Source organism: Arthrobacter sp. J156 (genome assembly GCF_056172865.1).
In genome coordinates this window covers 650,212-676,684 of sequence record NZ_CM149650.1, presented here as the reverse complement: position 1 = coordinate 676,684, position 26,473 = coordinate 650,212, and the positions used below count along the sequence as shown (strand labels likewise).

Genomic DNA, 26,473 nt, shown 5'->3' with positions numbered 1-26,473 from the left:
AGGCGCCAGGCCGTTCCCCTGGCCTCCGTGAACACCCGACGCACCGCCTCGCGCGCACCAGACGACAAGGGACCCCCGGCCGTAGCCGGGGGTCCCTTCGTGGTGTCGTTGCCTGCCGGACGCCAGGGGCGCCGGGCGGGCTAGTGCCCGATGGAGGGCTTCTGGCCTTCCTCGACCTCGCCGTGGGCGTGGTGCTCGTGGGCCTCGGCCAGCTCCTTCGGCGTCACCGGGGCGACGCGGTCCTCGAAGAAGAAGCGCGAGATGGCGCCGCGGGTCTTCTCCATGCGAGTCACGTGTCCGGCACGATCGGCCTGCGCGGGAAGCACTTCGGGGGACTGGAAGGAGACGAGCTTGTAGAGCTTGTACTCGTCGACCTGTTCGTGCCGCTCGCTGAAGCCGCCCTCCGGGGACATCTCGATGATGCCGGCCTCGCGGCCATGGAGCACGATCTCGCGGTCCTTGCGCTGCAGCGCCAGGGCGATGCGCCGGGTACCGATGAAGCCGACGATCGGTCCGAGGAAGAACAGCACGCGGAGCCAGTAGGTGACGTCGTTGAGCGCCACGTGGAAGTGGGTCGCAATGAGGTCGGAGCTCGCTGCCGCCCACATGACGCAGTACCAGATCACGCCGGCGACGCCGATGCCCGTACGGGTGGGGGCGTTACGCGGGCGGTCCAGCAGGTGGAATTCGCGGTCGTCCTTGGTCACCCAGCGCTCGATCCAGGGCCAGACAATCATCGTGCCGATGAGGATGGCCGCCGGGAGCATCGGGAGGAGCACGCCCATCACGAGCGTGTTGGTGCCCCACGGGAACGGGATGTTCCAGTCGAAGCTGAAGTCGCCGAGCATGCCCGGCATGAGGCGCAGCGCGCCGTCGACCCAGCCGATGTACCAGTCCGGCTGCGTGCCGGCGGAAACGGGGGAGGGGTCGTACGGGCCGTAGTTCCAGATCGGGTTGATCGTGAACAGCGCCGAGATCAGCGCCACGACGCCGAAGACGATGAAGAAGAAGCCGCCGGCCTTGGCCGCGTACACCGGGCCCACGGGGAAGCCCACGACGTTGTCGTTGGTGCGGCCCGGGCCGGGGTACTGGGTGTGCTTGTGCACGACGACCATGAACAGGTGGATCGCGATCATCAACAGGATCAATGCCGGGACCAGCATGATGTGCAGCATGTAGAGCCGGCTGATGACCACCGTGCCGGGGAACTCGCCGCCGAAGAGGAACGCCGAGATGTACGTGCCGACGATCGGCAGGGCCTTGATGACGCCGTCGATGATCCGCAGACCGTTGCCGGAGAGCAGGTCGTCGGGGAGCGAGTAGCCGGTGAAGCCGGCGGCCATGGCGAGGATCAGCAGGACGCAGCCGACGACCCAGTTCAGTTCGCGCGGCTTGCGGAACGCGCCCGTGAAGAAGACGCGGAGCATGTGCACCGAGACGGCCGCGACGAAGAGCAGGGCGGACCAGTGGTGCACCTGGCGCATGAAGAGGCCGCCACGGACGTCGAACGTGATGTCGAGGCTCGTGTGGTAGGCGACGGACATGCCGACGCCCTTGAGCGGGTTGTACGAGCCGTTGTAGACCACGTGGGCCATGGACGGATCGAAGAAGAACGTCAGGAAGGTCCCCGAGATCAGGAGGATGACGAAGGTGTACAGCGCCACCTCGCCGAACATGAAGGACCAGTGGTCCGGGAAGATCTTCCGGCCGAACTCCTTGACGATCGAGGAGCCGCCGACGCGCTGGTCGACGAAGTTCGCGATGCGCCCCGTGGAGGTCTTGGGGCGGTACTCGGTTGTGCTGCTCATGGGTTAGCCACGCTCCCAGTAGCTCGGTCCAACGGGTTCATGGAAGTCGCTCTGCGCGACGAGGAAGCCCTCGGAATCGACGGTGATCGGCAGCTGCGGCAGCGCGTGTCCGGCCGGGCCGAAGATGACCTTGCACTCCTGCGTGAGGTCGAACGTCGACTGGTGGCAGGGGCAGAGCAGGTGGTGGGTGTGCTGCTCGTAGAGCGCCACCGGGCAGCCGACGTGGGTGCAGATCTTCGAGTAGGCGACGATGCCGTTGTAGTGCCAGTCGACGCGCTCGGGGGAGATGTTCAGGTCCGCCGGGTCCAGGCGCATGAGGAGCACAACGGCCTTGGCCTTCTCGTTGAGCGGGTCCTCGGTGTCGTTGAGCCCCTCGGGGATCACGTGGAAGACGGAGCCGATCTGGACGTCGGAGGCCTTGATCGGCGTGCCGGAAGGGTCGCGGGTCAGGCGGACGTTGGTGTCCCACATCGTGTGGCGCAGGCGCTCGACGATCTCGCCGGCCGTGGACTTGGTGCGGTCCAGGTCGCGGAACATGAACACCGCCGGGATCGGCGCGAGGGCGATGGCGCCGATGAGTGTGTTGCGGATCAGCGGTCGGCGCTTGATGCCGGACTCGTCGAGGATCTCGCCGATGATGCGCTCGGCATCCGCGCGGTCCTCCTCGGTGCGCACCTCGTGGCGGGACTCGGCGATCTCGTGATCCGGCATGAGCGTCCGCGCCCAGTGGACGATTCCGACGCCGATGCCGAGCATCGCGAAGGTGGTCCCGAGGCCGAGCAGCAGGTTCTGCGTGCGCAGCTCGCTGATCGATTCCGTCTGTCCGACGCCGAAGTAGGCGATGAAGAAGGACAGCGTGCCGATGATGGAGATGATGAACAGCAGGGCAACCTGCCGTTCTGCGCGCCGCGCGGCACGCGGGTCCGCATCGGCCAGGCGCTTCCGATGCGGGGGGAGGCCGGGATCCTGGAACGTCTCCAGGGTGTCCGTGCCAGCCTTAGCAACGGTGCCCGGGTCGTTCGGACTGCCGTGACTATGGTCGCCCATGTTGTCTCTCATCCTTTTTCTCAAATGTGCTAGGTACGTGGTGATGACCGCGGGCCCACGGCCCGCGGGGCGCTTAGGACGGGCGGGACGTCAGCCAGATCGTGAAGGCGATGATGATGCCGAGGCCGGCGGTCCAGATGAAGAGGCCCTCCGAAACCGGTCCGAGCGATCCGAGCTTCGCGCCGCCCGGGGAGCCCTGGGCCTCGATTTCCTTGAGGAAGGTGATAACGTCGCGCTTGTCCTCGGGGGTGAGGTTGGAGTCGTTGAAGACCGGCATGTTCTGCGGGCCAGTCGCCATGGCCTCGTAGATGTGCTTCTCGGAGACGCCGGCCAGTCCCGGCGCGAACTTGCCGCGCGTCAGGGCGCCGCCAGCCGCGGCCGCGTTGTGGCACATGGCGCAATTGACGCGGAAGATCTCGCCGCCGCGGGCGGAGTCGCCCTGCGTGGTGTCCAGCAGGTCGTCGCCCGGCACTGCGGGGCCGGCGCCGAGGGAGGCCACGAAGGCGGCCAGCTGCTGCGTCTGTTCGTCGTCGAACTGGACGGGCTTGATCTGGGCCTGCGGGCCCTGCATCTGCATGGGCATGCGGCCCGTGCCGACCTGGAAGTCCACCGAGGCGGCCCCGACGCCGATGAGCGACGGCCCGGCGTTGGTGCCCTCGGCGTTCAGGCCGTGACACGTGGCGCAGTTGGCCACGAAGAGCTTGTTGCCCTCTTCGATGTCGCTGGCGCTGTAGGTCGTGGCCGCCTTGGCCTCGGTGACGCTGCCTGCCGCTGCGTAGAGTCCGCCTGTGACGAGCAGACCCATCAGGAGCAGCGCCACGGCTGCCAGGGGATGCCGGCGCCTCTGCGAAAGAGCCTTCACTTGATGGTTCCTCACTAAGTTCTTGGAAAGGGTGTGGTGCTGGTGGCGGCCACGGGGGCCGGGCTGCTTCGCTACTTCAGGAAGTAGATGATCGCGAACAGCGCGATCCAGACGACGTCGACGAAGTGCCAGTAGTAGGAGGTCACGATCGCCGAGGTCGCCTCGAAGTGTCCGAAGCGCTTGGCGACGTAGGCACGCCCGATGATCAGCAGGAAGGCGATCAGCCCGCCGGCCACGTGCAGTCCGTGGAAGCCGGTGGTCAGGTAGAACGCGGACCCGTAGGCGTTGGAGTTCAGCGCGACCCCGTGGTGCACCAGCTCGGTGTACTCGTAGGCCTGCACGGCGACGAAGATCGCCCCGAGCAGGAAGGTCAGGATGAACCACTCGACCATGCCCCAGCGGCGCAGCTGGAACAGGCCGCCGGTGCGGCGCGGCTGGAGGTTCTCGGCCGCGAACACGCCGAACTGGCACGTGAAGGAGCTCGAGACGAGGATGATCGTGTTGATCAGCGCGAACGGAACGTTGAGCTTCGCGGTTTCCGTCGCCCACATCTCCGGTGCCGCGGCACGGAGCGTGAAGTACATGGCGAAGAGCGCGGCGAAGAACATCAGCTCGCTGGCAAGCCAGACGACGGTTCCCACCGACACCATGTTGGGGCGGTTCGGCACGGGGTGTGCCGGGGCATTGAGGGCATGAGTCGCAGTTGTCACAGAGCCATTATGTCTACAAAAGTGCCGGGGGCACCAATGCATCGGGCCCCGAGTCGCCCGTTTTCGGGCCGGTCAGGCCCAAGTTCCGCGGAATCCCGCGGGAGAAACAATTCCCGAGTTTCTACGATTCGTAGATAACCTTGTTGCGTGTCAACGATTCCAGCCGCCCGGAAGTTCCCCAACTGGCCCTCGCTGCTCTCCACGGTGATCGCCGGGAGGGACCTCGAGACCGCCGACGCGGCCTGGGCCATGGGCGAGATCATGGAGGGGAACGCGAGCGACGCGCAGATCGCCGGGTTCCTCGTCGCCCTCCGTTCGAAGGGGGAGACCGTCGCCGAACTCGCGGGCCTGGTCGAGGCCATGTTGGCCAACGCACGGCCCCTTGCGCTGCCCGGGGACAAGCTCGACATCGTCGGAACGGGCGGCGACCGCCACAACACCGTGAACATCTCGTCGATGGCCGCACTCGTCGCCGCCGGCGCGGGGGCCCGCATCGTCAAGCACGGCAACCGCGCCGCCTCCAGCTCCTCCGGATCGGCCGACGTCCTGGAGGCCCTCGGCGTGCGTCTGGACGTCCCGGTCGAGGCGATGCCCGGGATCCTCGAGCAGGCGGGGATCGTCTTCTGCTTCGCCCAGGTCTTCCACCCCTCGATGCGCTACGCGGCGGTGCCGCGCCGCGAGCTCGGGGTGGCGACGGCCTTCAACTTCATGGGCCCCCTGACCAATCCGTCCCGTCCCACCGCCTCGGCGATCGGCTGCGCCGACGCCCGGATGGCGCCGCTGATGGCCGGCGTCCTGGCGGCGCGCGGCGTCCGCGCGCTGGTCTTCCGCGGCGACGACGGCCTCGACGAGCTGACGACGACGGCCCCGAACCGGATCTGGGAGGTCCGCGGCGGCCACGTGTCCGAACAGGTGCTCGACGCCACGGATCTGGGGCTAGACCGCGCGACGCTCGAGGACCTGCGGGGCGGGGACGCGGCGCACAACGCCCAGGTGGTCCGCGACGTCCTCGGCGGCCGGCGCGGCCCGGTGCGCGACGCCGTCGTCCTCAATGCCGCGGGCGGACTGGTGGCCCTCGACGCCGACGCCGGAGAACCGCTCGCCGCACGCCTGTCCCGGGCCGCGGCCCGCGCGGAGGAATCCATCGACTCCGGCGCCGCCGCCTCCGTCCTGGACCGCTGGGCGGGCGCCACCCAGCGCGCCTGAGCGGCCGCGCCTTGCCGGAACGGACGCTCCCCGGCCGGGCCCCGGCGTCGTTCCCGGACCCGCACCGGCGTCCCGGACGCGGAAAGGGCCCGCACCCTCCGGGGGTGCGGGCCCTGCCGATCCGCCCGGAAGGGCGGCGGGGTCAGGAATCGAGGCCGAGCGAGAACGCGGCGTCGAGGTCGTGCTGGGAGTAGGAGCGGAACGCGATGTGGGTCGAGGTCTCCTGCACGCCGGGGATCTTCGACAGCCGGTCGGCGATGACGTCGGCGAGGTCCTCGTGCCGCTTCACGCGCGCGACGGCGATCAGGTCCCAGTCCCCGGCCACGGAGTAGACCTCGCTGATGCCCTCGATCTCGGAGATCTCCTGGGCCGATTCGGGGATCCTGTCCGCCTGCGTCTGAATCATGACGAATGCCGTGATCATGGTCCCTGTCCTTCCGGGTCGGTGCGGAGCGGCGTCGGCGCCGCTGCTTCGCTGTCCCGTCGAGCCTAATTCACGCCCGCCCCGCTGGCACATTACGACGCCGGAGCAGCGCCGCGCTGAGCAGGCGCCGCCCCAGCAGGAGGACCGCGAGCGACGCGGACGCGACGATGATGAAGGGGACCGCGGCGGTCGCGCCGAAGGCGACGCGCAGCAGCAGTCCGAGGCCGACCGTGCCCACCCAGACGAGGACTCCCGCGGGGAACAGCCTGGAGTGCGTGGACCGGATCCTGGTCGCCGCCGAGGCGAGCACGAGGGCGGCAAGGAATGGCGCCGCGGTCGACGCGATACCCGCCGGGCTCAGCCCGTGCTCGTGCTGGGCCCGCCCGAGGACGGCGAAGACGAGGACGAGGGCGGCGTCGAGGGCGAGCAGGGGGATCCACAGGCGGTCGGAACGCATGGGATCCAGTCTAGGTCCGGGAGCATCGTCGGCCCCGACGGCAACAAGGTTTACGCCTTGTTTATCAGTCAACAATGTTCTAGCCTTGTAGGCATGTACGTCGTGACGATCGACCAGCGCGCCTCGCGCCGCAAGCCCGACCTCGTCGACGGGCTCGTGGAGCGGCTCAACCGCGAGTATTCCCCCGTGCGCCCCTTCGAGCGCACCGCGGGGGACGAACTGCAGGGCGTGTTCGACGACGGACGCGGCGTGGCGGCGCTCGTCCTCGATGTCGCGGCGACGGGGGAGTGGAGCATCGGCGTCGGCGTCGGCTCCGTGCGCCTGCCCCTTCCGCGGCAGACGCGGGCCGGGGCCGGCGAGGCCTTCGAACTCGCCCGCGACGCCGTCGAACGCGCCAAGTCCTCGCCGGGATCGCTCGCGCTGAACGCCCGGGATCCACGGATCGAGCGCGTCGAGGCCGAGCTGCAGCTCATCGCCGGCGTCGACGCCCGGCGCAGCCCGGCCTCGCAGGAGGCCGGGCTGCTCGTGGCCGGCGGGCGGTCGCAGAAGGAGGCCGCCGGCCTGCTCGGCGTCTCGCAGCAGGCGGTCTCCAGCCGGCTCGCCTCCGGGCTGTGGCAGCAATGCCGCCGGCTCGAGCGCCACGCCGCCGAGGCGCTGCACGCGTTGGATGCCCCGGACGGGGGAGAATGAGGCCATGGCCGTCCTCGCGCTCGCCCTTCTGCTGCTCGCCGGCCTGAGCGGACTGCCCCAGAACCGGCGGACGGCCCGGGGCCCCGGAGGCCGCTTCCTGCTCGCCACGGCCTTGGGGCAGGTCCTGCTGCTCGCCGGGGCCGCCGCCGCGGCGCTTGCCGCGGCCGAGGTGGTTCCGACCGCGCTGGCGGCGCCGATCGCCGTCGTGGCCGCCGCGGCCGGCGGGGGTCCGGTGACCGTGGCCATCATCCGCATGTCGTACCGGCGCGAAGCCGTCACGACCACCCAGGCGGCACAGGCGGAGGGACAGGGCGAGCTCGTGCTGCGCGGCGGACTCTGGATCGGGATCCTCGAGCGCACGGCGATCGCCGCGACGCTCTGGGCCGGGTGGCCGGAGGGCCTCGCCGTCGTCCTGGCGGTCAAGGGGCTCGGTCGCTATTCGGAGCTCGGCAAGGACGGAGCGGCGGAGCGCTTCATCCTCGGCACGTTCGCCAGCGTCATGTGGGCCTGCGCCTGCACGGGCATCGGCTGCCTGCTCGTCCACGGGGGAGCGGCCTGAGCACCGGGGGCTAGCGGCCGTCGGCCTCGTCGTCGGTGAAGACCTCCTCGATCGCGAGCCCGAACAGCCTGGCCAGGCGGAAGGCCACCGGCAGGCTCGGATCGAACTTGCCCTTCTCGATCGCGTTGACCGACTGGCGGGACACGCCGACGCGCTGCGCGAGGTCGGCCTGCGTCCAGGAGCGCGCGCTCCGCAGCTCGGCGACGCGGTTCCTCACCGGTACCTCACGTTCCCCACGACGAAGGCCAGCAGGTAGACGACGCCGAGGAGCGCGGGGAAGACCGCTACGTTGACGTCGTACGGCACGAGGCCGGCGGCGTCGGCGACGAAGTAGGCGAAGCCGAGGACCCAGCCGATGCCGAGGGTCACCGCGAGCGCGTCGAGCATGATCTTGCGCTGCAGCTCGTCGAGTGCCCTAGGAAGCGCGTGAAGGCGAGGATCCATCCTGCGCCGATGAGCGCGTTGGCCGCGACGGCGGTCCAGCTCGCGGCCGCGTGTTCCTGCGGGTCCCACCACGACGCGGGGCCGAAACGCGCCACCGCGAAGCTCGCGAGCCAGGCCAGGGTCCAGGCGGCCAGCCGGAGGGCGGCCCGGTTCGAGCGCCGGTAGTCGGCTGCGGGTTGTCGTTGCCGTTCCATGGGCGGCCCCTCCTTAAGTTTAAGTCAAGTACACTTGACAGCTTAGATCCGTCTGGACTGAGAAGTCAAGGAAACTTGACTCGCTTCCGGTTCCGGGAATGGCAGCGGTCTGCGAGTCCTGGACAGGGGAGCAGGCCGGGGGAGCGCTTTGGCCGCGTCTGGGATAGGCTCCGCGTCCATGGACATGCTGACGGGTGCTCAGATCGCGGCGGCCGGGCTCGCCGATTGGCGCAAGCTGGCCCAGGGACTCCACGCGCGCTATCTGGTCCACGGCTTCGGCGCGGGCGCCCGGTTCATCACGGCGGTCGGTGAGGCGGGGGACGCTGCCGGGCACCACCCGCGCGTGTCACTCGGGCCGGGGTACGTGGATCTCAAGCTGATCAGCGAGGACGCGGTCTACCGCGACGACGCCGGCATCGAACACGTCGTCGAGTGGGTCACCGCGAAGGACGTCGGCCTGGCACGGACGATTGCCCGGATCGCCGCCGACCACGCACTTGCCGCCGACCCGGCCTCGGTCAGCGTCGTCGAGCTCGGCCTCGACACCGCGCACTCCGCCACGATCGCTCCCGTTTGGGCGGCCTTGTTGACCGGGCACGCCTCGTCCCAGGGCCACGGCTCGCCCAGTGACGAGGTGCGCGATGCCACGGGGCGAGTTCCGAATCTGTGGTTCGGAGAAGCCGGCGATCGGGACCCGGCCGACCAGCGTTTCCACGTGGAGGTCTACGTGGCGCCCGAGGTGGTCGAGACACGGATCGACGCGGCGGTCGCCGCTGGCGGAACGGTGGTCGACGACTCCAAGGCGCCTTGGCTCACGGTGATCGTGGATCAGGACGGCAATCGGGGAGTCGTCTGCGTCGACGCGTCCGCCGCGCCCAAGGAGTGACCGATCGGCGCGGCGATGCGCCGTAGGACGGAGGACGCTTCACTCTGAGCGCCGGCCCTGCGATGACTTGACATAATGTACGTTATCGGCGTTTAACGGACCGTGCCGGAGAGGGCGGTGCCGAAGGCGGGACGGTGGCGCGGCAAGGACGCGTCTTCCGTGCCGCGCCGTCCTTCTCAAGCGCCGACGTAGGCGGCCAGGTACCTGCCCGTGAGCGTGGTCCCGTCGGCGACGAGATCCGCCGGCGTGCCCTCGAAGACCACCGATCCGCCGTCGTGCCCGGCACCGGGACCCAGATCGATGATCCAGTCGGCATGAGCCATGACGGCCTGGTGGTGCTCGATCACGATGACCGACTTGCCCGAGTCCACGAGCCGGTCCAGCAGCCCGAGAAGCTGTTCGACGTCGGCCAGGTGCAGTCCCGTGGTCGGCTCGTCCAGGACGTAGACGTCGCCCTTCTCGCCCATCTGCGTGGCGAGCTTGAGACGCTGGCGCTCGCCGCCGGAGAGCGTCGTGAGCGGCTGCCCCAGGGTCAGGTACCCGAGACCGACGTCGGCGAGCCGGCCCAGGATCTTGTGGGCCGCCGGGGTGCGGGCCTCCCCCTCGCCGAAGAACGCCTCCGCCTCGGCCACCGGCAACGCCAGGACCTCGGCGATGTTCTTCCCGGCCAGCGTGTACTCGAGGACGGACGCCTGGAAACGCCGGCCCTCGCAGTCCTCGCACGTGGACTCGACCGTCGCCATGACCCCGAGCTCGGTGAAGATCACGCCCGCGCCGTTGCACGTCGGGCAGGCGCCCTCCGAATTGGAGCTGAAGAGCGCCGGCTTGACCCCGTTGGCCTTCGCGAACGCCTTCCGGACGGGCTCGAGCAGCCCGGTGTACGTGGCCGGGTTGCTGCGCCGCGAGCCGCGGATGGCACCCTGGTCGATCACCACGACGCCCTCGCGGCCGGCGACGGAGCCGTGGATGAGCGAGCTCTTGCCGGAGCCCGCGACACCGGTGACGACGCAGAGCACGCCGAGCGGCACGTCGACATCGACCCCACGGAGGTTGTGCGTCGACGCCCCACGCACCTCAAGCGCTCCCGTCGCCTGCCTGAGGGCCCCCTTGAGCGACGCGCGGTCGTCGAGGTGGCGCCCCGTCGTCGTACCGCTGGACCGGAGCCCCTCGACGGTGCCCTCGAAGCACACCGTGCCGCCGCCCGTCCCGGCGCCCGGGCCGAGGTCGACGACGTGGTCCGCGATCGCGATCGCCTCCGGCTTGTGCTCGACGACCAGCACGGTGTTCCCCTTGTCCCGCAACTGCAGCAGGAGCGTGTTCATCCGCTCGATGTCGTGCGGGTGCAGGCCGATCGTCGGCTCGTCGAAGACGTAGGTGACGTCGGTCAGCGAGGAACCGAGGTGGCGGATCATCTTGGTCCGCTGGGCCTCTCCCCCGGACAACGTGCCGGACGGGCGGTCCAGAGACAGGTAGCCGAGGCCGATCTCGGTGAACGCGTCGAGCAGGTGCTGCAGGCCCTTGAGCAGGGGCGCGACGGAGGGCTCGTCGATCCCCCGCACCCATTCGGCCAGGTCGGTGATCTGCAGCGCGCACGCGTCGGCGATGTTCTTGCCGTTGACCATCGATGACCTGGCCTCCGCGGCCAGCCTCGTGCCGTCGCACTCCGGGCACGTGCCGAACGTGACCGCGCGCTCGACGAAGGCCCGGATGTGCGGCTGCATGGCCTCCGGGTCCTTGGAGAGCATCGATTTCTGGATCTTCGGGATCAGGCCCTCGTAGGTGAGGTTGATGCCCTCGACCTTGATCTTCGTCGGCTCGCGGTACAGGAGGTCGTGCAGCTCCTTCTTCGTGAACTTCTCCACGGGCTTGTCCATGTCGAAGTACCCGGAGCCACCGAAGATCCGTCCGTACCAGCCGTCCATGGAGTACCCGGGGACGGTGAGGGCGCCGCCGGACAGCGACTTGGAGCCGTCGTAGAGGGCCGTGAGGTCGAAGTCCTTGACGGACCCCGTGCCCTCGCAACGCGGGCACATGCCGCCGAGCCGGTTGAACGTCGCCTTCTCGGCCTTGGTCTTGTTGCCGCGCTCGACCGTGATCGCCCCGCTGGCCTTGACGGAGGGCACGTTGAAGGAGAACGCCCCGGGCCCGCCGATGTGCGGTTCGCCGAGCCGGCTGAAGAGGATGCGCAGCATCGCGTTGGCGTCCGTCACCGTGCCCACCGTGGAGCGCGGGTTGGCCCCCATGCGCTCCTGGTCCACGATGATCGCCGTCGTGAGCCCCTCGAGGTGATCCACCTCGGGGCGGGCCAGCGTCGGCATGAACCCCTGGACGAACGCGCTGTAGGTCTCGTTGATGAGCCGCTGCGATTCGGCCGCGATCGTGCCGAACACGAGCGAGCTCTTGCCCGAGCCCGAGACCCCGGTGAAGACGGTGAGCCGGCGCTTCGGCAGGTCGACGCTGACGTTCTTGAGGTTGTTCTCCGAGGCCCCCTGGACCCGGATGAGGTCGTGCTGGTCCGCGGCGAGCGCCGTGTCCTCCCGGGCCGTCTCGGGGGCCGCGCTCATTGGCGCTCCTGGACGCGGACGGTGTTCCCGGCCGGGTCGCGGAAGGCGCAGTCGCGGACGCCGTAGGGCTGCTCGAGGGGCTCCTGCATGATGTCGGCGCCGCTCGCCTCCACCTTCTCGAAGAGCGCGTCGAGGTCCGGCGTGGAGAGGACGACGGCGGCGAACGTCCCCTTGGCCATCATCTCGGCGACGACCCGGCGCTCCTCGTCGGAGATCCCCGGATCCACGGCGGGCGGGGTGAGCACGATCGACGTGTCCGGCTGCCCGGCCGGCCCGATCGTGATCCAGCGCATGTCCTCGTAGCCGACGTCGAGGCGGACCTCGAAACCGAGCAGGTCGCGGTAGAAGGCGAGCGACGCCTCCGGGTCCTCGTGCGGGAGGAAACTCGAGTGAATGTTGATGTCCATGTCCGTCATCCTAGGGGTGATGCCGCGGGGCGCCCTTCTTGATTCCTGACCGGTCTCGCCACGACCTTGGCCACGCAGCCGGGGATCCCCTCCCCCGGGCCGGCCGCCGCGGCACGGTACTCGCTCGGCGGCATGCCGACGAGCTCGGAAAAGCGGGTGCTGAAGGTGCCCAGCGAGGAGAATCCCACCTCGAAGCACGCCTCGGTGACGCCCACGTCGCCGCGGCGCAACAGCGTCATGGCCCGCTCGATGCGCCGCGTCATGAGGTAGCGGTAGGGCGGCTCGCCGTAGGCCCGGCGGAACTGCCGGCTCAGGTGCCCGGCGGACATGTGGACGCCGCGAGCCAGGGCCTCGACATCGAGCGGGCGGGCGTACTCGCGGTCGATCCTGTCGCGGACGCGGCGCAGCAGGACGAGGTCGCCCAAGGCGGGGGAAACAGACGCGGTGTTCATGGCTCTCCTGATCGTTCCACCGGTCCCCCGGGCTGTCCAGCGCGCGGCCGGGCGTCCTGTCCGGCGTCGACCGCCTCCACCCTGGGGGACCCGCCGTGGCCCGCGGGCGGCCCGGAGGCGTAACGTTGGCCCCATGAGCGCACGCATCACGGCCCGGCAGTTCCACGATTCCGACGGCGTCTCCGAGTGGCGCGTCGTCTTCGGCGGCGCCGGCGCCCGGTTCGCCACCGGCTCGTTCGCGCGCGGCCTCGCCCTCGTGGACGAGATCGGCCGGCTCGCCGAGGCCGCCAACCATCACCCCGACCTCGACCTCCGCTACGGGTCACTCACGGTCAATCTGCTCTCGCACGACGTCGGTGGGCTGAGCGGGCGGGACGTGGAGCTGGCCCGGGCGATCTCGGCGGCGGCCCGCGACCTCGCCATCGAGGCGGACCCGGCCGAGGTCCAGACGGTCCAGCTCGCCCTCGACGCGCTCGACATCCCCGCGGTCCTGCCGTTCTGGGAGGCCGTGCTCGGCTACCGGCGCGTCGCGGACGACGAGCTGGCCGATCCCGACGGCCGCGAGCCCTCGCTCTGGTTCCAGCAGATGGTCCGCGAGCGCCCGCAGCGCAACCGCATCCACGTCGACGTGTGCGTGGCCCACGACGTGGCCGAGGCCCGCATCGCGGCGGCCGTGGACGCGGGCGGGCGGATCGTCAACGACGAGCACGCGCCGGAGTGGTGGACGCTCGCGGATCCGGAAGGCAACGAGGTCGACATCGCCACCATGGCCGGACGCGGCTAGTGGCCCCACGGGGGTCCGCGGCAGGGACACGGTTCCCGCTGCCGTGGCGCCGGCTGACTGCGGCCGCCCGGACCCGGCGCGGCATCGGTCGAGCGGCCCGGGACCACGGGCTCGTCCTCGATCCCGCCCAGCTCTCCGCGGCCGGACTGCTCGCCCGCGCCGCCGGCAGCCTCGACCGGCCCTCGGGCCCGCCCGGCCACGTCTACCTCTGGGGGCCGCCCGGGCGGGGCAAGACGTGGCTCGCCGACGCCTTCTTCGACGCCGTCCCCGTCCAGGGCAAGCGCCGGGTCCACTTCCACGCCTTCTTCCGGGAGCTCCACGGCCGCGTCCACGCCGCGGGCGAGGCGTCCCGCGCGGCGGAGCGCGGAGCCGGCCGCGGGGCCGCCGAGCGGCGGGGCAGCGCGATCGACGAGGCCCTCGGGACCATGCTCGCGGGGACCCGGCTGCTCTGCTTCGACGAGTTCCACTGCAACGACCCCGGCGACGCCATGCTCTTGACCCGGCTGCTCAAGCGCATCGTCGAGGAACGGATCCTGCTCGTGGCGACCTCCAACTACGCGCCGGAGCAGCTGCTCCCCGATGAGTACTTCCACCATCTCGCCGAGCCGGCCATCGCGCTGATCCGCGCCCAGATGCAGGTCGTCGAGATCGCCGGGCCGACCGACTACCGTGCGGTGCGGCCGTCCACGCGCGCCGCGGGATTCTCGTCGGGAACCCATTGGCCGGACCCCGTCGGGGACGGGCCCGGAACGGCGGGGCTGGTCCCGCCGTCGCCCGCCGAACGCCGGATCCTGCGGCCGACGACCCAGGACATCGAGGCGCTCCGGGCGGCGGACGGGCAGCTGTGGTTCCGCTTCGACGCCCTCTGCGGGGCCCCGACGGCCCCCATGGATTACCTGCGCCTCGCGGAGGACTCCCGGCACTGGGTCGTCGACTCCGTCCCGCCCCTGGACCGGCTGACGCCGTACGCGCTACGCCGCTTCGGCAACGTCGTGGACGTGCTGTACGAGCGCGACGTCCGCCTGGACCTGATCGGCGGCGGGTCCTTCGAGGAGGCCGGATCCCTGATCCCGCCGGCCGACGCCGCACGCCTGTTCAGCCGCCTGTCCGCCCTCGCCGCCCCGGCCCGAGCGGCCGCCGCCGGCCGCTAGCAGCCCCACTGCTCCCCCATCAGCACACAGGAACCCAGGAGACCATGCCGCACTCCCCCGCCGAGGACGACTTCACGCCGGACCGCCTCGTGGACCTCGCCGAGAGGCTGACCCGTGCCGAGGCGGAGACGGGTTCCCTGCCCGGGATCGTCCAGCTGGGCCACCCGGTCCTGCGCGCCCGGGCCCTGGACTACTCGGGCCAGCTCGGCGACGAACTGCTCGGGCGCCTGCTGGCGACCATGCGGAAGGTGATGCACGCCGCCCCCGGCGTGGGGCTCGCGGCTCCCCAGCTGGGGCTGCCCCTGCGGTTGGCCGTGATGGAGGACCTCTTCCCGGTCGACCCGGCGACGGCCGAGGCGCGCGGGAGGACTCCGCTCGAGTACTTCGCGGCCGTCAACCCCGGCTACTCGGCCGTGGGCGCCCGCACTTCGTCCCACTTCGAGGGCTGCCTGTCCTTCGCCGGCTTCACGGCGGTCGTCGAACGCCCCGAGGAGATCGAGGCGAGGTACACGGGTCCGGACGGCACCGGCGTCGTCCGGTCCCTGCGCGGCTGGCCCGCGCGGATCTTCCAGCACGAGGCCGACCACCTGGACGGCACGGTCTACATCGACCGGGCCGTGAGCCGCAGCCTGTGCACCTCGGAGGCCTACGCGGCCCGCTGGCAGGAACCGCGCCCGGACGCCGCGGCGCGCGGGCTCGGCTTCGCGCTGCGGGTCGCCGAGGACGACGCCGGGGCCTCCTAGGAGACGGGCAGGTACCTCCCGAACCACTCCAGGATCGCCTCGAAGCGCTGGCGCCGGTGCCACGGGGTCCCGCTGCGCGAGAGCTCGTGGTCCTCCCCCGGGAAGAGCAGGAATTCCGTCTCGACGCCGTGGCGCAGCAGCTCGACGTAGTACCGCTGGGCCTGCTCGAGCGGGCACCGGTAGTCCTCCTCCGAGTGCAGCACGAGGGTGGGCGTGCGGACCTGGGACGCGACGGCGAGCGGGCTCTGGGTCAGCGTGTGCGCGGGATCGGAGCCGGTGTAGGCCTCGCTGAAGAACCAGCCGATGTCGCTCGATCCGATGAAGCTCAGCGGATCCAGGAAGCCTCGCTCGACGACCGCGGCGGCGAAGCGGTGCTCGTGGGCGATCGTCCACGCCGTGAGGTATCCGCCGTAGGAGCCGCCGAGCACGCCGGTCCGGGCGCCGTCGAGGCGCGGCTCGGCCGCGATCGCGCCGTCGAGGAACGCCAGGACGTCCTGCAGGTCGACCGTCCCCATGGCCTCCTTGATCGCCAGGCCGTGGGGACGGCCGTAGCCGGCGCTGCCCCGCGGGTTGCACTGCAGGACGGCGTAGCCGGCCTCGGCATAGACCTGCGCCTCGTCGAAGTAGGACCAGCCGTAGGACGCGAACGGGCCGCCGTGGATGTTCAGGAGGACGGGGTGGGGCCCGTCGCCCTCGGGCAGGTGGAGCCAGCCGTGCACGGGGTAGCCGTCCGGGCCCTCGACGACGAGTTCGCGCGGCGGCGCGATGCGCGTCCGCTCCCGCAGCGCGGCGGCGAAGTCGGTCACGGGCTCGAGCTTGCCGCCGCGCAGCACGCCGAGCTCGCCCGGGCTGCGCGGGGTGGCATGGGAGACGACGACGGTGCCGGCCGCCTCCGCGGCGCCGGTCACGAGGACCTCCCCTGCCACGAGGACCTCCACCGTCCCGTCGGCGGAGAGGCGGTGCAGCTCACCGCTGCCGCGCACGCGCGCGAACGCCAGGACGTCCGCGTCCCCGTGCGGGACCAGGCCGGACTGGACGTCGCCGTAGTCGGCCGTCTCGAGGTCCGTGAGCAGGCGGGGCTCCGTGCCGGGTCCGGCCGCGTCGGCAGGGAGCACGAACACGCCGGCCTGCCGGGCCACGAAGTCGCGGCCGTCGGGGCCGAGCTCCTCGCCGAGCAGGTACAGGTGGCGGCCGTCGCGGGAGAACGCCGGCGTCGAATAGGCGAAGCTCCCGTCGGGCTCGCCGGCGACGGGCTCGGTTCCGGCCCCGGGGTCCGCGACCGCGACGCGGTGGACCATGGAGCGCAGGTCCGCGTCGGCGCCGGGATGCAGGGCGGCGTTGAAGTAGACGTGGCGGCCGTCGGGCGAGAAGCACGGCCCGGAGGCGTCGCGTTCCCCGTCCGTCAGCGCCGTATAGGCGGGCAGGCCGCGGCGGGCCGGCCGGGATCCCTGGTGGGAGGCGGCGTCCGCCGCCTCGGCGGCGCCTTCTCCGGTGCCGTCCACCCCGGCGGACGCCCCGGCGTCGGCTCCGGCGTCGGCCGGGGCCTCCTTGGCCCGGCCGACGGGCTCGATGTACGGCTCCTCGTTCAGCGGGGGAAGCTCCATGAGGTACAGGGACTGGACCTTGTCCCGGGTGAAGCCGATCCCGTTGCCGCGGTACTTGAAGCCCGTGATCCGCCGCGGATCCTCGGCGCCGGCCCCCACGCCGTCGGTGCTTCCGTAGCGGCCGGCGTCGGGCGTGCGGCTCGCGAAGGCCACGTGGCGCCCGTCCGGGGAGCAGGCGAAGCCGGAGACGCCGAGGTGGCGGTCGGTGAGGATGCGGGGCTCGCCACCGCGCGCGTCGACGACCGCGAGCTGCGGGCGGCCCTTCGCGTCGGGGCGTAGGAACACGATCCGCGTTCCATCCGGCGAGTACTGCGGCGCCGCGTCGCGCGTTCCGCGGGTGAGCCGGCGCGGCGCCTCGTCGCCGACGAGGTCGACGGCCCACAACTGTCCGGTCTCGGCGTCCGCGGCGAAGCTGGGCCGCGAGGCCGCCAGCACGGCGCGCGTGCCGTCGGGGCTGATGCTCGGCGCGGATACAGTGGTCATCAGTTCAAGCTGCGTCGGTTTCACAGCGCGAGCCTATCTGAAACGTCCATTGAAGGAAATGATCCATGACCCCGGACCACCGCTCCGGCATCGAGCTGCTGTGCCCCCTCTGCGCCCGGCCGCTCGCGTCCACGGGCGCGGCGGGTCGCTCGCTCGCGTGCGGCGGAGGCCACCGCTTCGACGCCGCGAAGCAGGGCTACGTCAACCTGCTGACGGGCCGCGGCACGGGCTTCACGGAGGACACGGCGGACATGGTCGCGGCACGGGCCGGCTTCCTCGCGGCGGGCCACTACGCGCCGCTCGCGCGGGCGCTGGCCGGGGAGGCGCTCCGGGCCGCCGGGCGCCTCGACCCGGAGCGCGCCGTGCGCGTCCTGGACGCCGGCGCCGGGACGGGCTACTACCTCGGGGCCGTCCTGTCGGCCCTGCGGTCGGGCACGCAGGACGGAGACGCCGCCGAAGCCCGGGCAGGGTCCGGCCCCTCCCTCGCGGCTCCGGCCGGGCACGACGCCGGAGCCCGGCCAGGGTCCGGCCCCTCCCCCGCGGAGCTGGTCCGGGACGGGGACGACCCCGCGGCGCAGGCCGGGCGCCCGGCGTCGGGCGTCGCCCTGGACATCTCCCGCTACGCCATGCGCCGCGCCGCCCGGCTCGAGGGGGTCCGGGCGCTCGTCTGGGACGTCTGGCGCAGGCTGCCGCTGCCGGACGGCGGCGCGGACCTGCTACTGAACGTCTTCGCCCCGCGCAACGGTGCCGAGTTCCACCGCGTCCTCGCCGACGACGGCACGCTGCTCGTCGTCACCCCGCTCCCCGGGCACCTCCGCGAAGCGGCCGAACCGCTCGGGCTGCTGGGGATCGCCCCGGACAAGGAGGCGTCCGTGGCCGGGGGACTCGGCCCGGGATGGACGCAGACCGGGGTGCGGGAAGTGCGCTTCACCCTCCGCCTCGACGAGGCCGACGCCGCCCGGCTCGCGCTCATGGGTCCCGCCGGCCACCACGCCGACGCCGCCGTCTTCGCCGAGCGCGCCGCCCACGGCGTGCCGGAGTCGGTGACCGCCGCGTTCCGCCTCCAGGCCTTCGCGAAGGACGCCGGATCCCAACATCGTCCTCAGGGGTGACTACGGTTCGCGGTCCCATCAGGCAAGATGGAGGCAACGAGGGCGGTCCGTGCCCTCCCGGAAGCAATGCGGTGGACACACATGATTGATTGGATCGTCGCCAACGGGTGGGTCTTCTGGCTCGCGCTGTTCCTGATCCTGGCGATCATCGAGATGATGGCCCTCGATCTCTATTTCCTCATGCTCAGCGCCGGCGCGCTCGGTGGCGTCGTCGTGGCGCTGGCCGGCGGTCCGTTCTGGCTGCAGGCCGTGGTGTTCTGCGTCGTCTCGCTGCTCATGATCCTGCTCGTCCGGCCCATCGCCATGAGGCATCTGCGCAAGGCTCCGGCCACTCTCCGCACCAACGTCGACCGCCTGCTGGGTCAGGACGCCCTCGTCCTCGAGCCCACGTCCCGCATGGCCGGACGCGCGAAGATCGGCGGCGAGACCTGGAGCGCCCGCACCGAGGACGACGCCCCGCTCGAGCCCGGCAACTACGGCACGGTCGTGCGCATCAACGGCGCCACCGCCTACATCACCGCCCGCACGGCCGAGGGCCAGGGCGCCTAGGTCCACCGCCGGTTCGTCCGGCACACCGAGCCTTCACGGGCACAACACGCAAGAAGGGGGACACCCATGCTGGAGAACTTCACCGGCGTCGGCATCGTACTGATCGTACTGGCCGTCTTCGTCATCATCGTCCTGCTGCGCTCCGTCCGCATCGTTCCGCAGGCCCGCGCCGGCATCGTCGAGCGACTGGGCAAGTACCAGCGGACCCTGGGACCTGGCCTGACCATCCTGATCCCGTTCGTCGACCGGCTCCTGCCGCTGCTCGACCTCCGCGAGCAGGTCGTCAGCTTCCCGCCGCAGCCGGTGATCACCGAGGACAACCTCGTGGTCTCCATCGACACGGTGGTCTACTTCCAGATCACCGAGCCGCGCGCAGCGACCTACGAGATCGCCAACTACATCCAGGCCGTCGAACAGCTGACCACCACGACGCTGCGTAACGTCGTCGGCGGGCTGAACCTGGAAGAGGCCCTGACGAGCCGCGACCAGATCAACGGACAGCTCCGTGGCGTGCTCGACGAGGCGACCGGCAAGTGGGGCATCCGCGTCTCCCGCGTCGAGCTCAAGGCGATCGATCCGCCCCTGTCCATCCAGGACTCCATGGAGAAGCAGATGCGCGCCGAGCGGGACCGCCGCGCCGCAATCCTCACGGCCGAGGGCACCAAGCAGTCCCAGATCCTCACGGCCGAGGGCCAGCGGCAGGCCGCGATCCTCGCGGCCGAGGGCGACGCCAAGGCGGCCATCCTCCGCGCCGACGGCGAGGCCCAGGCCATCGAGAAGGTCTTCAACTCGATCCACGCCGGCAATCCGGACCAGAAGCTCCTGGCCTACCAGTACCTGCAGACCCTGCCGAAGCTCGCCGAGGGCTCCTCCAACACGCTCTGGATCATCCCGAGCGAGGTCGGCGAGGCCCTCAAGGGCATCGGCGGCGCGCTGGGCAACCTGCGCCCCGACGACGACGCGCCGTCGACCCCGGCCCCACCCCGCACCGGCCAGGCCGCGGGATCCGGTTCCACCCCCGCGACGCCTCCGGCGCCTCCCGCCCCGCCGGCCCCGCCGGTCGATCCGGGCCACTAGCCCACGACGCATCCGGAGCACGGGTGCCCGATGTGCCGCCGCGGGCGGCCGGTCGACGGAGATCCCGTCGGGCGGCCGCCCGTGGCGCGTATACTGAATGGCTGGAGACTTCCGCCCTACGGGAATCACCGGCGTGCCCGGGGCGTTGAACACCATAGTCGTCGAGCGTCCGCCAGCCGGACGCAGTTGGGAGTAGTCATGAGCGATCGCAGCCTGCGCGGCATGCGCCTCGGTGCGCAGAGCATGGAGACAGAGGCCGGCGTCGAGCCGGCACCGCGCCAGCGCGTCGAGTACCGGTGCGAGGACGGCGAGCAGGTCTTCGTGACCTTCTCCTCCGAGGCCGAGATCCCGCCCACCTGGGTGTCCAAGACGGGCAAGGAGGCGGTCCTCGTCAACGGCGAGAAGCCGGACGATTCCAACGAGAAGCCCGTCCGGACCCACTGGGACATGCTCCTGGAGCGCCGCAGCGTCGACGAGCTCGAGCAGATCCTGAAGGACCGGCTCGACAAGCTGCACGCCGACCGCGGCGAAAAGGTCTAGGCCCCACGCACTCCGGCTCCAACGACGGCGGGCGCCGTTCCCTCCAGGGGAACGGCGCCCGCAGTCGTTGTGTCCAGATGTCTTTCCGCCGGAACGTCAGGCGCGTCCGGTGAGCTTCTTCCAGCGGGCGCCGAGGCCCCAGCGGGTGACGTTGAGCATGGCCTCGACGACGATGTTCCCGCTCATCTTGGACACGCCGAGCTCGCGTTCCACGAACGTGATCGGCACCTCGACGATCCGCCGCCCCAGCCGGGCCACCCGGAAGGTCATGTCCACCTGGAAGCCGTAGCCCACCGACTCCACGGCGTCGAAGTCGATCGCCTCGAGGGTCTCCCGGCGGAACGCGCGGAATCCGGCCGTGATGTCGCGGACCGACAGGCCGAGCATCACGCGCGAGTAGAGAGAACCCGCCCGGGAGATGAGCTTGCGGTGCAGGGGCCAGTTCGCGACCGAGCCGCCCTTGACCCAGCGCGAGCCGATCACGAGGTCCGCCTCGGGGACCTTCGCGAGCAGGCGGGGCAGGTCCTCCGGACGGTGGGAGCCGTCGGCGTCGAGCTCCACGATCACGTCGTAGTCCCGCTCGAGCGCCCAGCGGAAGCCGGCGATGTAGGCCGCGCCGAGGCCTTCCTTGCCCTGGCGGTGCATGACATGGACCTGCGGATCGGCGGCCGCGAACTCGTCGGCGAGCCGCCCGGTGCCGTCCGGGCTGTTGTCGTCGGCGATCAGGACGTCCGAGTCGGGTACGGCGGCCCGCAGGCGGCCCAGGGTCACGGGGAGCGACTCGAGCTCGTTGTAGGTCGGGATGATCGTGACGACGCGCACGCGGCGGCCCCTTCTGATTCGGTGGTGGAATCCGCGGTGCGGATCCTCGACTGCGGGCCCGGGACGCGGACGTCACTCCCCCGTCGCCGGCAGCAGGCGGGCGGGCCAGTGAACCAGTATACGGACACGGAAAGACCCCGGGAACTTCGGACCAGTCGTCCCACGCCGTGGCGCGGGCCTCCTGTTTTCTACTGCTCCCGGGGCCTTGTCCTGTGGTGTTCTGCCGAGATTCCGGCACGGTGGACCTCTAGAGCTGCTCCGCCACCGTTGAGAGTCAAGCCTAGCCGCTTGTTACCTCGTGTCAACCACGAATTGACTAGGCGCGATGCCGGAAGGCCCTAGTCAGTGCGGCGCGGCGCGGCCGCCGAGGCTGCGATGCCTTCCGGGACCGCTCAGCGGGTCTCGAACGCGTCGAAGATCACGCGTCCAGCGCGTACGGTGCGCAGGCAACGCGGCGCGCCCTCGTCGAGAACCGGGAGCATCGGCGTCCCGGCGCGGGCGTCCGTGCTCCAGGAGGCGACGCGCGCATCCGGGGCCTGCACTGCCAGCTCCGAGGCCTCCCAGACGGCGAACGTCGCCTCGGCCCCGGGGACGAGCTGCCCGGCCAGGGGATCGGCCACCCCGGCGGCACGGTGGCCGGCGCGCGTGTGGGCCACGAAGGCCGCGCGCGCCGAAACGCGCGCCGACGGCGTGTGGTGCTCGAGGCACGCCTTCACGGCGCCCCAGGGGTCCACCGCCGTGACCGGCGCATCGGACCCGAGGCAGACGGGGACGCCGGCCGCGAGGAAGCGTCCGACCTCGTTCATGGCCGTCGAGCGCTCCACGCCGAGGCGCTGCTCGTACTGGCCGCCGGGCCCGCCCCAGAGCGCGTCGAACGCAGGCTGCAGCGAGACCGTGATGCCGTACTCGAGGAGGGCGGCCAGGACGGCGTCGTCGATCATCTCGACGTGCTCGAGCCGGTGCCGCGCCGATTGCACCGCGGCTCGTCCGACGCGCTCCGCGGCCAGGCGGAAGCCCTCGATCGCGGCGTCCGCCCCCGCGTCGCCGATGACATGGAAGGCCGCCTGGATGCCGGCCTCGGTGCAGGCCGCGATGTGGTCGGCGATCCGGCCGGCGTCCAGGAAGAGGTCGCCGCGGCTGCCGGGGGCGTCGTCGTAGTCCGCCCGCAGCCGGGCCGTGCGGGAGCCGAGCGATCCGTCGATGTTCAGGTCTCCTCCGAGACCCGTGAGCCGGCCGCCGAAGTCCTCCATCAGGGAACGCGCCTGCGCGGCGTCGGCGACGGCCTCGCCCCAGTAGACGTGGATCGCGGGGTGGTCCTGCCCCTCCTTCTCGAGCAGCCCGAGCAGGACCTCGGTGTCGCGGCGCGTGCCGATGTGCGGAGCCCCCATCTCGGCCGCCCCGGCGACCCCACGGGAGGCCAGGTGGCGCAGGGCGGCCCGCTGGAAGCGGCGCCGGGACGCGTCGGAGAAGTCGAGCACCTCGGCCCGCACCCGGGCATGCGCTTCGCGCACGACGACCGCTCCGCCGTCGTACCCGTCCACCCCCGCCAGCGCCAGCCGCCCCGCGAGGGAGGCGTTGACGAGGCCCGAATGCACGTCGGCACGGGTGAGGTACACGTCCGCTCCCCCGCCCGCCTCCTCGAGCTCGGCGGGCGTCGGGACGCGCCCCTCCGGCCAGAGGCTCTCGTCCCATCCCGCGCCGAACACCGCGCCCCCGGAGGCGGCGGCGCCGCGCACCGCCTCGAGCAGGCCGGCCAACGAGCCTACCCCGCCGAGGTCCAGCATCGACAGCGCGGCGCCCGTTTCCGTCAAGTGGACGTGGCTGTCGAAGAAGGCGGGGGCGACGAGGGCCCCCTCGAGGTCCACGACCTCGACGCCCTCGTCGAGCAGGGCCGCCGCGGCGGCCTCCTGCCCGATCCACGCCACCGTCCCGTCCGCGACCAGCAGGGCGGTCGCGAAGGGGTCGGACGCGCTGTAGACGGCGCCGTTGCGGTACATGACGCGCTGGGGCATGCGGTGTTCCTTTCGGGGTGGGGCCGCGGAACGGCCAGGTGGTTCCTAGTCGGCGATCGAGGAATAGGCGACGACTCCGCGCCGGACGGCGTCCACGGCCTCCCGGCAGCGCCGCGGGAAGCCGGGATCGAGTCCCGGGACCTTCGCGAGCTGGTCGAGCGAGTCGATGACCTGCTTCGCCCAGCGCACGAAGTCGCCCGCCGCGAGCTCCGAGCCGCGCAGGCAGTCCTTCAGGTCCCGGCCGCGGGCCCAGTGGTACATGGGCCAGACCAGTCCCGCCTCGGGCTCGGCGGTCTCGGGGAGCCGGTGGGCGGCCTCGCGGTCCGTCAGCTCGGACCACTGCCTCACCGCCGTGTCCCAGACGGTCTCGAGGGCCGGTGAGGGCAGCTTGGGCTGCACGCCCTTGTCCTCGCGCTTGGCCTGGTAGACCAGCATCGTCACGGCCGCGGCCAGCTCGGCCTTGCCGAGGCGGTCCAGGGCCCCGGACTCGAGCACGAGCGAGGTCAGCAGGTCCCGCTCCCCGTAGATCCGGCGCAGGCGCTGCCCGGAGTCCGTGGCCTTCAGCGCCCCCGTCGCGGCGTCGGGAAGGAGGTAGCCGTAGTCGCCCAGCACCGAGCACACGCGGTCGAACGTCTTGGCGATCGTATTGGTGCGGCCGCTGATCTGGCCGGCAAGCCGGTCCGTCTCCTGGCGCAGCTTCCACCACCGCTCGGCCCAGCGCGCGTGGTCCTCGCGCTCACTGCAGCCGTGGCAGGCGTGCCGCTTCAGCCGGCGCCGGAGTTCGGTGATGCGCGCCTCCTGCTCGGAGTCGCCGCGGTAGTCGAAGCCGCTCGCGCCGCGCCGGGGCGGCCGCTGCTCGTGCAGGGCGTTGCGCATCGAGGAGGCGAGGTCCCGGCGTTCCTTGGGCGAGCGGCCCGTAAAGGCCTTGGGGATGCGGATCCGCGAGACGACCTCGACGGGCCCCTCGAGGTCCTGCGGCCCGAGGCGGCGGATCTGCCGGTCCTCCGTCAGGATGGTCGGGCGCGGATCACGGAGGGAGTCCGAGACGGCGATGACGACGCTGCGGCCCAGCCTGCGGGGCCCGGAGACGTCGACGATGTCCCCGGGGGTCAGCTGCGCGAGCGAGTCCTCCGCGGCCGAGCGCCGCGCCCGGTGGGCCGTGCGGGAGGCCGCCTTCTCCGCCTCGGAGAGCTCCTGGCGCAGCCGCGCGTAGTCCGCGAAGTCGCCGAGGTGGCATTGCATGGCGCGTGCGTAGCCCTCGAGCGACTCCTCGCGGCTGCGCACCTGGCGGGCCAGTCCGACGACGGAGCGGTCGGCCTGGAACTGGGCGAAGGAGGTCTCGAGGATCTCCCGTGCCCGGGGCCTGCCGAACTGTGCCGAGAGGTTCAGGCTCATGTTGTACGTGGGGCGGAAGCTCGAGTTCAGCGGATAGGTGCGCCGTGACGCGAGACCGGCGACCGCCGCCGGATCGGTCCCGGGCTGCCACAGGACCACCGCATGGCCCTCCACGTCGATGCCGCGGCGGCCGGCCCGGCCCGTCAGCTGCGTGTATTCGCCCGCGGTCACCGAGACGTGCTGTTCGCCGTTGAACTTCTCCAGCTTCTCCAGCACCACCGATCGGGCGGGCATGTTCACGCCGAGGGCGAGGGTCTCCGTCGCGAACACGGCCTTGACCAGGCCCTGGGCGAAGAGCTTCTCGACGACTTCCTTGAAGACCGGCAGCAGGCCGGCGTGATGGGCCGCGAAGCCGCGCAGCAGGCCCTCGCGCCAGGACCAGAAGCCGAGCACGTCGAGGTCGTCCGGCGGCAGCTCGAAGGCGGCGAGGTCGATCGCCTGCTCGATCCGGCGCGCCTCGGCCTCCGTCGTCAGCGCCAGGCCGGAGCGCACGCACTGCGCGACGGCGGCGTCGCAGCCCTTGCGGGAGAAGATGAACACGATCGCCGGGAGCAGGCCGGCCCGGTCCAGGGACAGGATCATCTCGGGGCGGGACACCGTGTGCCGGGGCGCGGAGGCGTCGGAGTAGCGCGGGCCGTGTCCACGGTTGCGGCCCTGCGCCCGCCCGGGGCGCGGCCGGCCGGAGTGCCGGAGGTCGCGCTGGGCCAGCTTGGTCAGTTCCGGGTTGACGGTGACGGTCTCGGCCGGTCCCTCCCCGCGCGCCGCCGCGGCCTCGTCGAAGGAGACCTCCCCGGCGAAGAGGTCGATCAACCGCCCGCCGGCCATGACGTGCTGCCACAGCGGGATCGGCCGGTGCTCGGAGACGACGATCTCCGTGTCCCCGCGGACCGTGTCGAGCCATCCGCCGAACTCCTCGGCGTTGGAGACGGTGGCGCTGAGCGAGACGAGCTGGACGTCGTCGGGCAGGTGGAGGATGACTTCCTCCCACACGGCACCGCGGAACTTGTCGGCGAGGTAGTGGACCTCGTCCATCACGACGTAGCCGAGGCCAGTGAGGGTGTCCGAGTCCGCGTAGAGCATGTTGCGCAGCACCTCGGTGGTCATCACGACGATCTCGGCCTCGCCGTTGACCGTCGTGTCCCCCGTGAGCAGGCCGACGCGGTCGGGGCCGTAGCGGGCGGCGAGCTCCGCGAACTTCTGGTTGCTCAGCGCCTTGATCGGCGTCGTGTAGAAGGCCTTGAGCCCACGGTGTAGCGCCAAATGGACGGCGAACTCCCCCACGACCGTCTTCCCGGCTCCGGTCGGGGCGGCGACGAGCACGCCCTTGCCGGCCTCGACGGCGCGGCACGCGTCGACCTGGAAGGGATCCAGCTCGAAGCCGAGGCCCTGACGGAAGGCGTACAGCTCGGTCTTGGCCTCGGCCGCGCGCTCACGCGCCGCGGCGTAGTTCTCCGCCGGGGAGCCCATGGTGTCCGCCCTTCGGTGTGGTGT

At 71.5% G+C, this 26,473-nt stretch carries 27 protein-coding genes; 11 read left to right on the top strand and 16 right to left on the bottom strand.

Going from position 1 to position 26,473, the window contains the following annotated elements; all coding sequences use genetic code 11:
- Nucleotides 1–140: 140 nt before the first annotated feature.
- The 4 genes from qcrB to ctaE all read right to left on the bottom strand — a co-directional run bounded on the left by qcrB (nucleotide 141) and on the right by ctaE (nucleotide 4,427).
- Nucleotides 141–1,808 carry a cytochrome bc1 complex cytochrome b subunit gene (gene qcrB / locus AC0QR5_RS03180; protein WP_329861432.1) on the bottom strand — a complete coding sequence of 556 codons (1,668 nt, stop codon included), beginning with the start codon at nucleotides 1,806–1,808 and terminating at the stop codon, nucleotides 141–143.
- Nucleotides 1,809–1,811: 3 nt separating this feature from the next.
- Complete coding sequence (gene qcrA, locus AC0QR5_RS03175; protein ID WP_329861433.1) at nucleotides 1,812–2,855, bottom strand: cytochrome bc1 complex Rieske iron-sulfur subunit; 1,044 nt, start codon at nucleotides 2,853–2,855, stop codon at nucleotides 1,812–1,814.
- Nucleotides 2,856–2,928: 73 nt separating this feature from the next.
- Nucleotides 2,929–3,717 (bottom strand): cytochrome bc1 complex diheme cytochrome c subunit, encoded by a 789-nt coding sequence (gene qcrC / locus AC0QR5_RS03170; RefSeq protein ID WP_329861434.1) that lies wholly within the window; start codon nucleotides 3,715–3,717, stop codon nucleotides 2,929–2,931.
- Nucleotides 3,718–3,788: 71 nt separating this feature from the next.
- Entirely contained in the window at nucleotides 3,789–4,427 is a 639-nt protein-coding gene (ctaE, locus tag AC0QR5_RS03165; RefSeq protein WP_329861436.1) for an aa3-type cytochrome oxidase subunit III, read from the bottom strand.
- A 147-nt stretch (nucleotides 4,428–4,574) separates the two neighbouring features.
- On the opposite strand from ctaE, the gene trpD reads away from it, so the two are divergent.
- Nucleotides 4,575–5,633: an anthranilate phosphoribosyltransferase gene (gene trpD, locus AC0QR5_RS03160; RefSeq protein ID WP_329861438.1), complete on the top strand. Its 1,059-nt coding sequence runs from the start codon at nucleotides 4,575–4,577 to the stop codon at nucleotides 5,631–5,633.
- A gap of 142 nt (nucleotides 5,634–5,775) precedes the next feature.
- On the opposite strand, the gene AC0QR5_RS03155 is transcribed toward trpD, so the two are convergent.
- Nucleotides 5,776–6,057: an Lrp/AsnC family transcriptional regulator gene (locus AC0QR5_RS03155; RefSeq protein WP_329861440.1), complete on the bottom strand. Its 282-nt coding sequence runs from the start codon at nucleotides 6,055–6,057 to the stop codon at nucleotides 5,776–5,778.
- 70 nt (nucleotides 6,058–6,127) lie between these two features.
- Nucleotides 6,128–6,514, bottom strand: coding sequence for a DUF3054 domain-containing protein (locus AC0QR5_RS03150; RefSeq protein ID WP_329861441.1), 387 nt, complete (start codon nucleotides 6,512–6,514; stop codon nucleotides 6,128–6,130).
- Nucleotides 6,515–6,607: 93 nt separating this feature from the next.
- Here AC0QR5_RS03150 and AC0QR5_RS03145 point away from each other — a divergent pair, with 93 nt between their 5' ends.
- Nucleotides 6,608–7,204, top strand: coding sequence for a hypothetical protein (locus AC0QR5_RS03145; RefSeq protein ID WP_329861443.1), 597 nt, complete (start codon nucleotides 6,608–6,610; stop codon nucleotides 7,202–7,204).
- A gap of 4 nt (nucleotides 7,205–7,208) precedes the next feature.
- Nucleotides 7,209–7,763 carry a hypothetical protein gene (locus tag AC0QR5_RS03140; RefSeq protein WP_329861444.1) on the top strand — a complete coding sequence of 185 codons (555 nt, stop codon included), beginning with the start codon at nucleotides 7,209–7,211 and terminating at the stop codon, nucleotides 7,761–7,763.
- A 10-nt stretch (nucleotides 7,764–7,773) separates the two neighbouring features.
- Here the strand turns inward: AC0QR5_RS03140 and AC0QR5_RS03135 are convergent, their stop codons facing one another.
- Genes AC0QR5_RS03135 through AC0QR5_RS03125 form a run of 3 tightly spaced genes read right to left on the bottom strand, consistent with a single transcriptional unit; the run spans nucleotide 7,774 to nucleotide 8,401 of the window.
- Nucleotides 7,774–7,980, bottom strand: a complete 207-nt coding sequence (locus AC0QR5_RS03135; protein ID WP_329861446.1) for a helix-turn-helix transcriptional regulator — start codon at nucleotides 7,978–7,980, stop codon at nucleotides 7,774–7,776.
- Nucleotides 7,977–8,150 (bottom strand): hypothetical protein, encoded by a 174-nt coding sequence (locus AC0QR5_RS03130; protein WP_329861447.1) that lies wholly within the window; start codon nucleotides 8,148–8,150, stop codon nucleotides 7,977–7,979. The genes AC0QR5_RS03135 and AC0QR5_RS03130 overlap by 4 nt, the downstream gene beginning before the upstream one ends.
- Nucleotides 8,129–8,401, bottom strand: coding sequence for a hypothetical protein (locus AC0QR5_RS03125; protein ID WP_329861448.1), 273 nt, complete (start codon nucleotides 8,399–8,401; stop codon nucleotides 8,129–8,131). The genes AC0QR5_RS03130 and AC0QR5_RS03125 overlap by 22 nt, the downstream gene beginning before the upstream one ends.
- A 178-nt stretch (nucleotides 8,402–8,579) precedes the next feature.
- On the opposite strand from AC0QR5_RS03125, the gene AC0QR5_RS03120 reads away from it, so the two are divergent.
- Nucleotides 8,580–9,287 carry a VOC family protein gene (locus tag AC0QR5_RS03120; protein ID WP_329861449.1) on the top strand — a complete coding sequence of 236 codons (708 nt, stop codon included), beginning with the start codon at nucleotides 8,580–8,582 and terminating at the stop codon, nucleotides 9,285–9,287.
- 176 nt (nucleotides 9,288–9,463) lie between these two features.
- Here AC0QR5_RS03120 and AC0QR5_RS03115 read toward each other — a convergent pair whose 3' ends face one another.
- From AC0QR5_RS03115 to AC0QR5_RS03105, 3 genes are read right to left on the bottom strand one after another with little or no spacing between them, the layout of a single operon-like run.
- Nucleotides 9,464–11,851, bottom strand: a complete 2,388-nt coding sequence (locus AC0QR5_RS03115; RefSeq protein ID WP_329861451.1) for an excinuclease ABC subunit UvrA — start codon at nucleotides 11,849–11,851, stop codon at nucleotides 9,464–9,466.
- A complete protein-coding gene (locus AC0QR5_RS03110) occupies nucleotides 11,848–12,267 on the bottom strand; it encodes a VOC family protein (protein WP_329861453.1) in 420 nt (139 codons plus the stop codon). The genes AC0QR5_RS03115 and AC0QR5_RS03110 overlap by 4 nt, the downstream gene beginning before the upstream one ends.
- A complete protein-coding gene (locus AC0QR5_RS03105) occupies nucleotides 12,264–12,710 on the bottom strand; it encodes a helix-turn-helix transcriptional regulator (RefSeq protein WP_329861455.1) in 447 nt (148 codons plus the stop codon). The genes AC0QR5_RS03110 and AC0QR5_RS03105 overlap by 4 nt, the downstream gene beginning before the upstream one ends.
- A 133-nt stretch (nucleotides 12,711–12,843) precedes the next feature.
- Between AC0QR5_RS03105 and AC0QR5_RS03100 the strand changes: the two genes are divergently transcribed.
- From AC0QR5_RS03100 to AC0QR5_RS03090, 3 genes are read left to right on the top strand one after another with little or no spacing between them, the layout of a single operon-like run.
- The gene (locus tag AC0QR5_RS03100) at nucleotides 12,844–13,494 is read left to right on the top strand and encodes a VOC family protein (protein ID WP_329861457.1); all 651 of its coding nucleotides are present in this window, start codon (nucleotides 12,844–12,846) and stop codon (nucleotides 13,492–13,494) included.
- On the top strand, nucleotides 13,494–14,645 hold the full coding sequence (gene zapE, locus AC0QR5_RS03095; protein WP_329861459.1) for a cell division protein ZapE: 1,152 nt from the start codon (nucleotides 13,494–13,496) through the stop codon (nucleotides 14,643–14,645). Before AC0QR5_RS03100 ends, zapE begins: the two co-directional genes overlap by 1 nt.
- Before the next feature lie 44 nt (nucleotides 14,646–14,689).
- Nucleotides 14,690–15,388: a peptide deformylase gene (locus tag AC0QR5_RS03090; RefSeq protein WP_329861461.1), complete on the top strand. Its 699-nt coding sequence runs from the start codon at nucleotides 14,690–14,692 to the stop codon at nucleotides 15,386–15,388.
- Here the strand turns inward: AC0QR5_RS03090 and AC0QR5_RS03085 are convergent.
- Nucleotides 15,385–17,475 (bottom strand): S9 family peptidase, encoded by a 2,091-nt coding sequence (locus AC0QR5_RS03085; RefSeq protein ID WP_329861462.1) that lies wholly within the window; start codon nucleotides 17,473–17,475, stop codon nucleotides 15,385–15,387. The two genes, AC0QR5_RS03090 and AC0QR5_RS03085, sit on opposite strands and share 4 nt — an antisense overlap.
- A 65-nt stretch (nucleotides 17,476–17,540) precedes the next feature.
- Here AC0QR5_RS03085 and AC0QR5_RS03080 point away from each other — a divergent pair, with 65 nt between their 5' ends.
- From AC0QR5_RS03080 to AC0QR5_RS03065, 4 genes are all read left to right on the top strand, one after another.
- Complete coding sequence (locus AC0QR5_RS03080; protein WP_329861464.1) at nucleotides 17,541–18,587, top strand: putative RNA methyltransferase; 1,047 nt, start codon at nucleotides 17,541–17,543, stop codon at nucleotides 18,585–18,587.
- A gap of 81 nt (nucleotides 18,588–18,668) precedes the next feature.
- The gene (locus tag AC0QR5_RS03075; protein WP_329861466.1) at nucleotides 18,669–19,136 is read left to right on the top strand and encodes an NfeD family protein; all 468 of its coding nucleotides are present in this window, start codon (nucleotides 18,669–18,671) and stop codon (nucleotides 19,134–19,136) included.
- A 66-nt stretch (nucleotides 19,137–19,202) separates the two neighbouring features.
- Complete coding sequence (locus tag AC0QR5_RS03070) at nucleotides 19,203–20,213, top strand: SPFH domain-containing protein (RefSeq protein ID WP_329861467.1); 1,011 nt, start codon at nucleotides 19,203–19,205, stop codon at nucleotides 20,211–20,213.
- Nucleotides 20,214–20,411: 198 nt separating this feature from the next.
- On the top strand, nucleotides 20,412–20,753 hold the full coding sequence (locus tag AC0QR5_RS03065) for an RNA polymerase-binding protein RbpA (RefSeq protein WP_329861469.1): 342 nt from the start codon (nucleotides 20,412–20,414) through the stop codon (nucleotides 20,751–20,753).
- A gap of 96 nt (nucleotides 20,754–20,849) precedes the next feature.
- Here the strand turns inward: AC0QR5_RS03065 and AC0QR5_RS03060 are convergent, their stop codons facing one another.
- The 3 genes from AC0QR5_RS03060 to AC0QR5_RS03050 all read right to left on the bottom strand — a co-directional run bounded on the left by AC0QR5_RS03060 (nucleotide 20,850) and on the right by AC0QR5_RS03050 (nucleotide 26,449).
- Entirely contained in the window at nucleotides 20,850–21,575 is a 726-nt protein-coding gene (locus AC0QR5_RS03060) for a polyprenol monophosphomannose synthase (protein WP_329861470.1), read from the bottom strand.
- Nucleotides 21,576–21,967: 392 nt separating this feature from the next.
- Complete coding sequence (locus AC0QR5_RS03055) at nucleotides 21,968–23,587, bottom strand: amidohydrolase (protein ID WP_329861471.1); 1,620 nt, start codon at nucleotides 23,585–23,587, stop codon at nucleotides 21,968–21,970.
- Nucleotides 23,588–23,632: 45 nt separating this feature from the next.
- Nucleotides 23,633–26,449 carry a DEAD/DEAH box helicase gene (locus tag AC0QR5_RS03050; RefSeq protein WP_329861473.1) on the bottom strand — a complete coding sequence of 939 codons (2,817 nt, stop codon included), beginning with the start codon at nucleotides 26,447–26,449 and terminating at the stop codon, nucleotides 23,633–23,635.
- Between the last annotated feature and the right edge of the window lie 24 nt (nucleotides 26,450–26,473).